An 11,437-nucleotide genomic window follows, 5' to 3' on the forward strand; every position below is an offset into this window, starting at 1 on the left:
CCGGCGTCCTCGGCGGGCTAGATCCCTGGGGTTAGCGGCCTCGCATCGCGATCCAAAACAACGGGGTCGCAGGTCTTACATTTCGCCAATCATGCAGTCGTCCAGTACCGGACCAGGCAAGAGACAAAGCCTGACATCGTCCTGCCTCCGCTGTGGGAGCGCCGTCCTCGGCGCCGCGGGTGCCCGGTCGCGACGGGGACACCGCTGCCACCAGGCGAGCGACCGGCCGGCGTTACGATCAAGTCCATGCGCAGGATCGGTCCCGCTGCATGTACAGCGGGCATGGATCTAGTCGTCAATCCATCGCGACAGGCACTGATCGTGGATCCGGCGAGCTCGAAATATTCCGCGCGCGCGAGTCAAAGACCGCAGATGGCCCGCAGCGCAGACCCTGCCGCGCGGCTGCCCCGTGGGCGCGGCTCATCCCAGGGTGCGGGACCGGGGCGTCGCGGGGTCAACGAGGCTCGTTGCGCAAGGTCGGCCAGTTGCGGTCCGCCTTCCGGATGTTGTTGTCCCGGTCCTTCAGCCAGGTTTCCCGGACGCTGAGCGAGAAGTTGAGAAAGAGTCGATCGCCGACGATGGTCCAGGCCCTTGGGTCGGTGGACGCCTTGTAGCCACGCGACGCGGCGTAGGCGCAGTAGCCGCCGTAGGCAGGCGCGTAGCGTTCCGGGTCAGTCACGAACGCGTCGCGATTGGCGGCGGTCGCGAACCACCAGGTGGCACCGTCGTGCTCCGCCGTAAGATTCGGCTGGCCCTTCACCGGCCCATCTCGGTCGAAATAGGCCACCGGGTCGTAGCCGCGAATGGCCGCGCCGTCCTCGACGAACACTGGGTCGCCGGTTGCTGCGACGGCAGTGGTGAGCAGGAGCGTGGCAGCGAGAAGCTTCAACGACAGCAATGCTTGAGAACGCATTCGCATTCACCTCGTTGGATCATGGGCAGAGACCAGTCGAGCCGCTGCGGCAACCTAGCAGTCGCACTCGGCCGCGAGGCACCGCGAGGGGTGCTGCGGAACGGCCAGCCGAAGGCGCAGCCGTCAGGGCGTCGCAGTGAGGCCGGGGGATGAACCTCCCCCGGCCCGGGTAGCTCAGCGGAAATCGCCGTAGAAGCTGGCGTAGGGGTAGAGGTTTGTGTTCATGAACTCCCGTTCGGAGATCATGCCGTCGTTGTCCATGTCGATCATCGTGTAGCTCTTGCCCGCCGACATTTCGGTGAAGGCCATGAATTCATCCTTGTCGATCATCCCGTCCTTGTTCTTGTCCATCGCCTCCATCGCCATCTGGCGGCGGTCCATCTGCACCTTGGCCCAGATGTACTGGTTCGGGCCGCCTTCGCCGAAGCCCTTGCTCTGGGCGTGGACTGTGCCCGTGGCGCCCAGGGCTACGAGCATCGCAATCGCGCTGATCATCGTCTTCATAAGTCGAGTCTCCAGGAATGGGTGTTGATCATGGGTCTGAAACAGCGGCGGCCGGACGGTGCTCCGCGTTGCCGGGATTGCCGCAATGGCTCGATCGCCGCGCCCAGAGTGGAAGCAGAATGCATGCCACATAGTCAGGGCCGCTCTATGCCTCTGTTTATGAATGGGTTTCAGGTCATCGCCCGGTGAACAAGGCAAACCACTCCTGCCACGCCCTATCGCCTTTCCGCGAGATGTCGTGGAGTAGAGCCACGAGATGTCGCGGGGTATTGGCCCGGACGCTTGCCGGCGTTCAGCTCGGCGGGGCAATCGCTGGAGGATTCGCTGATCGGAGCCGACGCGCGACGGCGGACGACAAGCGAGCAACGCCGGCAGGGTCAACCTCAATCGCGGATCAGCTGCGCCGAATACCGAGCTTTTTCATGCGCGAGCGCAGCGTGCTGGGGGCCAGCTGCAGGAGCCGTGCGGCACCCTGCTCGCCCTCGATGGTCCAGTCGGTCTGCTCCAGCACGGCTTGGAGGTGGGCGCGCTCGGCATCCATTGCCGCGAGCGGTGCTGCGACCGCCTGCGTCGTGGTTTCCTCCGGCGTCGCCGGAGCCGCTGGCATCGCAGTCTGCCGCGCCGGCTCCAGCACATCCTGAATCGAGACCAGGGGGCCGTCGGCGAGGATGGCGGCGCGCTCGATGACGTTCTGCAGCTCGCGCACGTTGCCGGGCCAGGGATAGCCCAGGAGCCGGTCCATGGAGTCGGGCGTCAGGTCGGTGAGCGCCCGGCCCAGGTCGCGGGCGTTGCGCGCCAGGAAGTGCCGGGCCAGGGGCGGGATGTCCTCGCGGCGCTCGCGCAGCGGCGGGATGCGCACCGGGAAGACGTTGAGCCGGTAGTAGAGGTCACCGCGAAACTCACCGGCGGTGGCCATGGCGCCGAGGTCGCGGTTGGTGGCAGCGACGACGCGCACGTCCACGCGGATGCTGCGGCTGCCGCCCACCCGCTCGAACTCCTGCTCCTGCAGCACCCGCAGGAGCTTGGCCTGGGCCGCCGCGGTGAGCTCGCCCACCTCGTCCAGGAACAGCGTGCCGCCATCGGCCAGCTCGAAGCGGCCGATGCGCTTGGACACCGCGCCGGTGAAGGCCCCCGCCTCGTGGCCGAAGAGCTCGCTTTCGATGAGCTCCGCCGGCAGCGCCGCGCAGTTGATCTTGATGAGCGGCTTGTCGGCACGGCGGCTCTGCCGGTGGATGGCGCGAGCCATCAGCTCCTTACCGACGCCGGTCTCGCCGGTCAGCAGCACGGTGCTGTCGGTGGGCGCCACGCGCTGCACGTTGGCCAGCACCTTCTGCATCCGCGGCGCACGGGTGACCATGCCGTCGAGGTCGAACGCCTGCTCCACCTCCGCACGCAGGTAGGACGCCGTCAGGCGCAGGCGCTTCAGCTCGCGGTCCGCGGCCTCGCGGCTGGCGAGGTCGCGGAGGATCAGGGTGAACAACTGCGGCTGGCCGTCATCGGCCACGGGCGTGGACGGCGAGATGGTGAGCTCCACGGGAAAGGCCTCGCCTGACGCGCGTCGTGCCTGGATGCCCTGGGGCGCCCACAGACTCGCCGGGCGACCGCCCGCGGCGGCCGAGTGGCCGAAACAGCCCTGCTTGAGCTGCGTAAAGGGTGTCGTCAGCAGCCTATCCAGCGGGGCGCCGAGCATGATGTCCGCCTTGCGGGCGAACAGGGCCTCGGCAGCCGGATTGCACAGGGTCACCTGTCCGGCGCCATCGACGACGACGATGGCATCGTGTGTGGACTCGAGGATCGATTTGAGCCGGGCCTCACTGCGCCGCAGCGACTCGTCCATGGCGCGCCGCTCCAGCTCCGCTGCTGTGCGCGCGCCGAAGACCCGCAGGAGCGACAGGTCGCCCGGGCGCTCCTGCATGGGCTTGTCGTCGATGACCGCGAGGTGGCCCATGACCTCACCGCGGGTGTCGAACAGCGGCATCGCCAGGTAGCTGACGGCGCCGAGCGCACGCAGTTCCTCCTCCTCGGCGGGAAACAGCGCCGCCACGTTGTCGCAGAAGAGGCGCGTCTCGCCTGCCAGCACCAGCTCGCAGGGGCTGCCGGCGATGGGATACTCGATGTTGTCCAGGTAGCCGTCGCGAGACCACCAGGCCAGGGTCTGCACCCGGTCCTTCTGCACGCAGTCCGGCGCGCCGGGGAAGACGGCAACGAAGGCGTAGCGCACCCCGAGGGCCTCGCCCAGGTGCTTCACCAGGGCGCGGAAGAAGCCCTCTCCGATGTCGCCGGCGGTGCCGGCGACGACCTTCTGCAGCAACCGGTCCGGGTCTGCCTGCAACGACGCATTCATGGACTGCTCCTCTGCGCGTGGGGTCACGCGCGATCGCAAAGACAGGGCACTTGGCGGGTGCCAGCTCTCTCGAATCTCCTGGGCCTGTTCCGCTCTGAGGTGGATGCGCTTCGCTGATCCACCTTCCTCTGGCTCCCAAATCCGATGCCCGTGCCGCCGCGAGATGCCGTGGGTCCGCGGCATGCCGTGGTCGCGAGCCGTCGTGGGCCCCGGCAACCGAACAGTCTACACGACTGATTCGTCGCCATTTTCGCGACGGGCTGGCTGTGGGCATGATCTGTGCTTCATCCCGGGCAAGATCCGCACTGAGCGCAGGCACAATCTGTGCCGGGTGCAGTGCAACGCAATCGCGCGATGCCTGAAAAGATTGCCTGCGCCGCCGGGTCTCGGGCAGCGGGAGAAGACGCACCCAACCACGCAACTGCAACCGAACCGCTGCCGCCGCAGGGCCGGAGCACAAGACGATGAAAGACACGCTGAACCGCTTTCTGCAACTGACGCCCTATTTCCTCTCCGCCGCCATCATCGGCGCCTTGGTGTTTGCCTGGGTGCCGGTGCTGGCCGGCCGCAGCGACATCGCCGACATCCTCGGGCGCAAGATCGTCGAGGCCGGCGGATACCCCGACAACGCCGCCTCCGTCATCGGCTGGACTCTGCACATCGCCATCGCGGTGGCCTACGTCAAGGTCTACGCGTTCCTGATCGCCTTGCCCGGCTTCCCGCGGGACTCCGGCCCGCGATTGCCGGCAGGTCTGGTGGTGGCCGTCATCGTCGGCTGGCTCACCACCTGGCTCGCCAACCCGGCTATCTCGGTGGCGGTGAGCCTGCTCTCCGGGCAGGGCTGGCCTGCGGAGTTGGCGCCGGTCTATTTCAAGCTCGGTCTGCCGCTGTGGAATCACCTCGGCTTCTTCGCCATCGCCTGGCTGGTCGTCGTGGTTGTGCCAGCGCTCGTGCAGCCGGCAGGACAGACGCGCCCGGCACCACGCCAAGCCACGCTGCGCCAGGCGCGCACGGCCTGAGGTGACGGCATGAACGATCGCAACACAACATCGATGATCGCACCAGACACGACCCGGGCGGGTGAGCTTCGGCAGCCCCCTCACCAGGTGCGCCGGGCCAAGGCCGACGACTGCGCCGCCATCGCCGAGATCTACAACCAGGCCATCCGCGCCCGCCACAGCACCATGGACACCCAGCCGACGAGCGCAGGCCGCTATCTCGACCTCTTGCACGCGCTGACGTTGCGCGAAGTGCTGGTGGTGGCGACCCCGGCGGGCCGGAACGACCAGCTTTGCGGCTGGGGCATCGTCAAGCGCTACAGCGACCGGCCCGGCTATCACGTTGCCTGCGAGACCTCGGTGTACGTACACGAGCGCCACCAGGGCCAGGGATTCGGCACGGCCATCCAGGCGGAGCTGCTGCGACAGGCCAGAGCGCTCGGATATCGGCACGTCGTTGCGAAGATCCTGGCCATCAACACCGAGAGCATCGCCTTCCACCGCCGCTTCGGCTTCGAGGACGCGGGCCTGCAGCGCCGCATCGGCCTGATCGACGGCGTCTGGCACGACGTCGCGATCATGCAATACCTGATCGAGCCCGACGCGGGCGACTGAGGCCACAAGACCCACCGCGACGGGCCGCGGCCCGGCGCTTAACCGACTTCCAACCCTTCAGAGAACCGCCACGGGAACCGCAATCATGCAACGCGCACCGCACACCGCCCTGCCCTTCCGGACCTGCGCCGGCCTGCCGCTGCCGCCGCCGGTGGCCGACCTGCTGCACGCCGTCGAGCGCGCCGGCGACCTCACCCCGGCCCGCGCCGCCGCGCTGCTGCGCGCCGCACGGCTCACGCCGGCGGACCTGACCCGCTGGCAGGACCTGCGCCACCCGGCCGCCGACAGCTATGGTCGCAAGCTCATCGGCCGCGGCCCGCGCTTCGAGCTGATGCTGATGTCCTGGGCGCCCGGCGACTACAGCGCCATCCACGACCACGGCCGCGCCGAGTGGGGTGCGGTGCGCTACTTCGGTGCCGCGGACCACATCGTCTTCGACCTCACCGACGGCGCCCTATCCATCCGCGAGCGGATGCAGACCCGCTGCGGCGATGTCTACGAGGTGGACGCCGAGCTGATCCACCTGATGGGCAATTCAGGTCACCGTCCGCTGTTCTCGCTGCATCTTTATGGGCGCGCTGAGCCGGATGCGGCCATCACTGGCAGCGCGCGGGTCTTCGATCTGTTCGAGGACCGCATCCAGCGCACCGACGGCGGCGTCTTCCACTGCCTGCCGGAGCGCGAGATCGCCCGTCGCGAGCCCGGCCCCGCCGCCGATGCCGAGACCCGGCTGCTACACCACCGGCTGATGCTGGGCCGCGTGGAGCGGATGCTGGCGGCGCGGGCCACGAACCTGGCGCTGCATCGCCGCGCGCGCCTGCTGCGGGTTGCCATCACCCGGCTGGAGGCCGAGGCGTCGGCCGGCTGGGGGGCCAGCCAGCGCACCGGATGGGCCACCGGCATAGAGCTGGAGGCGGCGTCATGAGCCCGGAACAGATCGTCCGCACGCTGCTCGGCATCGGCCAGGTCTACCTGGCCCTGGGGGCCCTGTTCGCACTGGCCTTCGTCACCGTGCTCGGGCCGCGGATCGACCCGGCGGTACGCACCAGCTCGCTCGGCTTTCGGCTGGTCATACTGCCGAGTCTGACGCTGCTGTGGCCGCTGCTGTTCAGCCGCTGGGTTCGCGGCCGTGAACGCCCGACCGAGTGCACCGCCCATCGTCGCTGCGGGCGCTCGGCAGCCGACATCGCCGAGACCGGGGAGGCTGCCCAATGACCCGTGCCCATCGCATCGTGCACCGCGCTGTGTTTCCGGTGCTGGCGCTCGGCATCGTGGCGTTGTTGCTGGCCGGGATCGGCCTGCGGCCGGAGGTACCGCCGATCACCGATGACGAGATGCTGTTCCGCGCCAGCGGCTTTGCGCCCGCCGCCGTCGGCCAGGAGGTCGAGATCGGGATCGACGGGCTGCGCTTCGCCCTCGCCGCCACTGCCGGAGGCGATGCGGTCAGCATCCGCCCGATCGAGATCATCGCCAAGCCGGACCTGCTGGTCTACTGGGCCGAGGATCGGCCGAGCTATGCGCAGGAGGACATCGCCACACGCCTGCGCCAGGCGCACCTGATCGGCACCCTGTCGGGTCGCTCGCGACGGCTGTTGCAGCTCCCGGACGGGGCCGACAGCGGCCACCTGCTCATCTACAGCCTGGGCTACGGCGAGATGCTCGCCGACCTCCCCATCGCCGGGCTCGCCGCCGGCCTCATCACGCTGCCCTCCGCACCGGCGCAGGAGTAACCGATGGCCGCCTACCGCTCCGTCCAGTGGAACCGCCAGAAGCTGATCTACGACGCGATCATGCTCGCGGGCATCGCCCTGTACCTCGTGATCCTCCTGGAGATCACGCCACTCTTTGACCCGAATACCGACCTCAAGAACCTGGAGATCCGCGCCTGGGGCTCCGCGGCCTTCATCCTGATGACGCTGATCCTCTCCATCGGCCCGCTGTGCCGGCTGGATCGGCGCTTCCTGCCGCTGCTCTACAACCGCCGCCACCTGGGCGTGGTGACCTGCGCCGTCGCCGGGTACCACGGCTGGCTGGTGCTCGGCTGGTACCACGCCTTCGGCAACGTGGAGCCCATCGTCAGCCTGTTCCTCAGCAACACCCGCTGGGAGAGCTTCTTCGCCTTCCCGTTCGAGTGGCTCGGCGTCGGCGCCTGGCTGATCATGCTGCTGATGGCCGCCACCAGTCACGACTTCTGGCTCGCCAACCTGACCGCGCCGATCTGGAAGGCCCTGCACATGAGCGTCTATTTGGCCTACGCGCTGATCGTCGGGCATGTCGTGCTCGGCGCCTTACAGACCAATACTGGGGTGGCGCCGGTCATCGCCGTCTCGGCGGCGGCGTTCTGGGTCGTCGGCCTGCACCTGTTGGCAGGGTGGAAGGATCGGCGGCTGGATCGCGAGGCCGCTGCGGCAGAGAGCGGCTGGATCGACGTCTGTGCCGTCGATGAGATCCCGAACAACCGGGCGACCATGGTCACGGCCAGCGGCGAGCGGGTGGCCATCTTCCGCTACGACGGCAAGCTGTCGGCGGTCTCCAACACCTGCCAGCATCAGAACGGCCCCCTCGGCGAGGGCCGCATCATCGACGGTCTGGTCACCTGCCCCTGGCACGGCTTCCAGTACGACCCGGCCAACGGACAATCGCCGCCGCCGTTTACAGAGCGGGTGCCGACGTTCCGCGTCCGGGTGTCCCGCGGCCGGGTGCTGCTGGACCCAACCCCCCTGCCGGCCGGCACCCGCGTGGAGCCGGCAAGGATCGATGCCGACCAGACCGGAGGTGACGCGTGAATCGTAACCCGCAAGCGAGCAAACCGGACGAAGCGCCGTTCTATGTCGGCTACCAGAAGCATATGCCCGCGGCGCTGCGCCGGTTCATGCTGCCGATGGTCGCAATCCTGCTGCTCGGCTCCGCACTGCTGGCGCTGGCGATGCCGAGCCTGCACAACCCGTACGGGAGCAACCGCAGCGACTTCCGCGACATCCGCGCCTTCGAGGGCACGCTGAGCGCCTTGCCAGCGCCGCATCTGTTGATGGTGCGCCCGGGCGAGACCGGCTCGGATGCCTTCTCCCGGCTGCTGTTGGTGGGCCGCGGCAAGTCGGCGCCGCGGATCGACGTCGAGGCCCTGGACGGCAAGCGGGTGCGGGTCATGGGCTCGCTCATCTACGGCGACGGCCAGACGCTGATCTCCGTGCGCTCCGCGGAGGCGATCGAGGCGAAGAGAGACACCCCGGACGCTGCGCCCGAAGGCGCCCTGCCCGGCTCCTACGCCGCCGCGCGGGTGGAAGACCTCGGCACCCACAGGCTGCGCGGCGAGATCATCGACAGCAAATGCCACTACGGCACCATGCGCCCCGGCAACACCAAGGTGCACCGTATGTGCGCGGTGCGCTGCATCGCGGGCGGCGTGCCGGCGCTGTTTCTGACGGTGGACCGCGAGGGCAACAGCCTGCCGCTGTTGCTCGCCGACACCGAGGGCCACGCGCTGTTCGACGCGGTGCTCGACTATGTCGCCGAGCCGCTGGAGATCGAGGGCCAGGTGGAGCGCCGCGGCGACATGCTGATCCTGAAGGCGGACCCGGCGGGGTTCCGGCGGCTGTGAGCACGCCTTCGGTTGCCAAAGGGCTGGGCAGCGCGCTCGACCTGGTGCCGCCGCAGGGCATGGTGGTCGCGAGCCGCGTGCTCCAGTCGCTGGCAACGCCGGTGGTGGCGCTGCTGGTGACCACTGCGGCGGCGCTGGGCGGCCAGATCGAGGATGCCGTCTCCTTCTGCAACGTGCTCTTCGTCGGCAACCTCTGCGCTTCCGCCGTGGTACTCGCGAGCTTCGGGCCACGCCGGCTGTACCGCGACCTGCGCGCCATGGGAACGCGGCTCTGGTGGGAGGCGCTCGCCTTCGGCGCGCTGGCGGCGTTGCTGTCGTCGTTGATCTTCACGGCGCTGGAGACGACCAGTGTCACCAATGTGGTGCTGCTGGCCCGGCTCGGGCCGGTGTTCTACGTCATCGCCGGCGCGCTGTTCTTGGGTTTCGCGGTCACCCGCTCGGAATGGCTCGGCTTCGGGCTCATCGCCGTCGGCGTCGTGGCGACGGTGCTCGCGGGCAGCGGCTTCAGTGTCGCGCTCGGCGACCTGTTGATCCTGGCGTCCGGCCTGGTCTATGCGGCGGTGACCATCATGGGCAAGCGCCTGATGCCGCAGACCGGCCTCGGCGCCCTGATGTTCGTGCGCAATTTTCTATCCGCCATCGTCTTCTTCGTAATCGCGAGCGTCTTCTTCGGCCCCGAGCACTTCGCCGAGGCCTTCTACGGCCCGCTGTGGGGGATCATGGTCGTCTACGGACTGGTGGTCATCGTCGCCGCCCAGCTGCTCTGGTATCGGAGTGTCGCCCAGCTGACACCCGCGAGCGTCGCCCGCTGGACCGTCATGACGCCGGCGCTGGCGGTGGGTTTTGCGTTTCTGATCAATGGCGAGCGCCCTTCCTGGGTCCAGCTCACGGCGCTCGGCGTCATCACCGCCGGCATCGTCGTGTCGAGCCTCGGCAAGCGCACGCCCAAGGGGCAGTCCGACAGCGCCGAGCAGAGCGTGGCGGCGTCCTGAGCGCGCTTGCGCCACAACCCCAGCGAGGAAACACATGCTGCGCCTGCTCTGCATCGCCAACCCCGCGCGCTATGCCAGCTCGGTGACGGATGTGCCGCTCAGCTACGCCCGACTCGCGGCGCATCCGGACGTGGAGCTCTACCACGCCGAGACCGCCGCCGTGCTGGCCGCGACCGACCGGATCGAGGTGACGCAGGTCCCGCTCGGCTTCCTGCCGGACGAATTCCGGACGCTGCCTTCACGACCGACGGTGGCGCTGCCCCCGGAGCACTTCGACCTCGCCTTCGACCGGACCCTGAAGCCCTTCCCACAAGGACTCTACGACCGGCTCGGGGCGCTGTCGGACCGGCTGCGCTTCGTCAACGACCCGGCCGGCATCCAGCGGCACCTGGACCCGGCCTTCCTGCTGCGGGCCGCGGCGGATCACCTGCCGCCGATGCTGCTGACCGCGGACCCTGCGGCGGCCGCCGCCTTCTTCCGCGCCCATCGCACCGTGGTCGCCAAGCGTCCGAACAGCTGCGGCGGGCGGGAGGTCTTCCGGCTCAGCCAGGCGTCCGAAGGCTGCATCGATTCGGACAACATCGTCGAGGGTCGCCGGGGGTGGCCCGACTTCGACTGCCTCTTCCGGCACCTGACCCAGGGCCGCCGCGAGCCCCTGCTGCTCGCCCGCTACCTGTCGCGGGTCTGCGAGGGGGACAAGCGCATCGTCGTAGTGGGCGGCGAGCCCTACGGTGCCTATCTGCGCCGGGCCGCGGACGGCCATTGGGTGCAGAACGTGAGCCGCGGTGGGCGCTGCGAGCTGGACGTCGTGAGTGACGCCGACCGTGCGCTGGTCGCGCAGACCAGCCGGCCTTACCTGGCGGTGGGCGTCAACCTGCTCGGCTACGACCTGCTGCGCGACGACGAAGGCCGCTGGCGTATCAGTGAGATCAATGCCGGTAACATCGGTGGACTGTTCCGGCTGGAATACCTCGGCGTCTCGGGCGTCACCGACCGCTTCGTCGCCTGGCTCGAGCGCTTCGCAGCGCACCCGCGCCGGCCGCAGGAGCCGCTGCTGGCGACGCAACCCCAAACGACTCTGGAGACCCCTCGATGACTAAGACCGCTGTCGCCCGCTGGGCGGACCTGGAGCCCGCCAAGCCGGCCTATGCGCTGGTGGCCAACGTGGACCTCGTGGTGATCCGCTGGCCGGAGCCTGTCGAACCAGGTGAAGCGGGCGTCTCCGTGCTGTACGGCCGCTGTCTGCACCGCGGCGCGCTCTTGTCCGACGGCCATGTGCAGGGCGACGACCTGATCTGCGGTGTGCACAACTGGGACTATCGCTATCGCACCGGTGTGAGCGCCTACAACCCGGAGGAGCGGCTCGCCAGCTTCACCGCCTGGGTGGAGGAAGACCAGGTCTGGGTGGACGCCGACGAGATCGCCGCCTGGGAGCGGGACAACCCGCAGGCCTACGACCGCGACGCCTACCTC

General features: G+C 68.8%; 13 protein-coding genes. 10 read left to right on the plus strand and 3 right to left on the minus strand.

What is annotated here, in order from left to right:
* Positions 1-454: 454 nt before the first annotated feature.
* The 3 genes from I6U14_RS11685 to I6U14_RS11695 form a co-directional block, all read right to left on the minus strand.
* The gene (locus I6U14_RS11685) at positions 455-913 is read right to left on the minus strand and encodes a YHS domain-containing (seleno)protein (RefSeq protein WP_296899517.1); all 459 of its coding nucleotides are present in this window, start codon (positions 911-913) and stop codon (positions 455-457) included.
* Between the two features lie 174 nt (positions 914-1,087).
* Positions 1,088-1,417, minus strand: a complete 330-nt coding sequence (locus I6U14_RS11690) for an EF-hand domain-containing protein (protein ID WP_296899518.1) — start codon at positions 1,415-1,417, stop codon at positions 1,088-1,090.
* 394 nt (positions 1,418-1,811) lie between these two features.
* Positions 1,812-3,761, minus strand: a complete 1,950-nt coding sequence (locus tag I6U14_RS11695; protein WP_296899520.1) for a sigma 54-interacting transcriptional regulator — start codon at positions 3,759-3,761, stop codon at positions 1,812-1,814.
* A 464-nt stretch (positions 3,762-4,225) separates the two neighbouring features.
* On the opposite strand from I6U14_RS11695, the gene I6U14_RS11700 reads away from it, so the two are divergent.
* From I6U14_RS11700 to I6U14_RS11745, 10 genes are all read left to right on the plus strand, one after another.
* Positions 4,226-4,780, plus strand: coding sequence for a hypothetical protein (locus tag I6U14_RS11700; RefSeq protein ID WP_296899522.1), 555 nt, complete (start codon positions 4,226-4,228; stop codon positions 4,778-4,780).
* 9 nt (positions 4,781-4,789) lie between these two features.
* Positions 4,790-5,374, plus strand: coding sequence for a GNAT family N-acetyltransferase (locus I6U14_RS11705; RefSeq protein WP_296899524.1), 585 nt, complete (start codon positions 4,790-4,792; stop codon positions 5,372-5,374).
* A gap of 85 nt (positions 5,375-5,459) precedes the next feature.
* A complete protein-coding gene (locus I6U14_RS11710) occupies positions 5,460-6,299 on the plus strand; it encodes a cysteine dioxygenase family protein (protein ID WP_296899526.1) in 840 nt (279 codons plus the stop codon).
* Positions 6,296-6,589 (plus strand): hypothetical protein, encoded by a 294-nt coding sequence (locus I6U14_RS11715; protein ID WP_296899527.1) that lies wholly within the window; start codon positions 6,296-6,298, stop codon positions 6,587-6,589. Before I6U14_RS11710 ends, I6U14_RS11715 begins: the two co-directional genes overlap by 4 nt.
* Positions 6,586-7,104: a hypothetical protein gene (locus I6U14_RS11720; RefSeq protein WP_296899530.1), complete on the plus strand. Its 519-nt coding sequence runs from the start codon at positions 6,586-6,588 to the stop codon at positions 7,102-7,104. The genes I6U14_RS11715 and I6U14_RS11720 overlap by 4 nt, the downstream gene beginning before the upstream one ends.
* Positions 7,105-7,107: 3 nt before the next feature.
* Positions 7,108-8,160, plus strand: a complete 1,053-nt coding sequence (locus tag I6U14_RS11725; protein WP_296899531.1) for a Rieske 2Fe-2S domain-containing protein — start codon at positions 7,108-7,110, stop codon at positions 8,158-8,160.
* Positions 8,157-8,972 (plus strand): hypothetical protein, encoded by an 816-nt coding sequence (locus I6U14_RS11730; protein WP_296899532.1) that lies wholly within the window; start codon positions 8,157-8,159, stop codon positions 8,970-8,972. Before I6U14_RS11725 ends, I6U14_RS11730 begins: the two co-directional genes overlap by 4 nt.
* Entirely contained in the window at positions 8,969-9,964 is a 996-nt protein-coding gene (locus tag I6U14_RS11735; protein WP_296899534.1) for a DMT family transporter, read from the plus strand. The genes I6U14_RS11730 and I6U14_RS11735 overlap by 4 nt, the downstream gene beginning before the upstream one ends.
* A 34-nt stretch (positions 9,965-9,998) precedes the next feature.
* Complete coding sequence (locus tag I6U14_RS11740; protein ID WP_296899536.1) at positions 9,999-11,060, plus strand: hypothetical protein; 1,062 nt, start codon at positions 9,999-10,001, stop codon at positions 11,058-11,060.
* Positions 11,057-11,437, plus strand: a 381-nt coding sequence (locus I6U14_RS11745) for a Rieske (2Fe-2S) protein (protein WP_296899538.1), incomplete at its 3' end; no start/stop codon positions are given. The genes I6U14_RS11740 and I6U14_RS11745, both read left to right, overlap by 4 nt.

This window comes from Thiohalocapsa sp. (genome assembly GCF_019695415.1).
Classification (GTDB): Bacteria; Pseudomonadota; Gammaproteobacteria; order Chromatiales; family Chromatiaceae; genus Thiohalocapsa.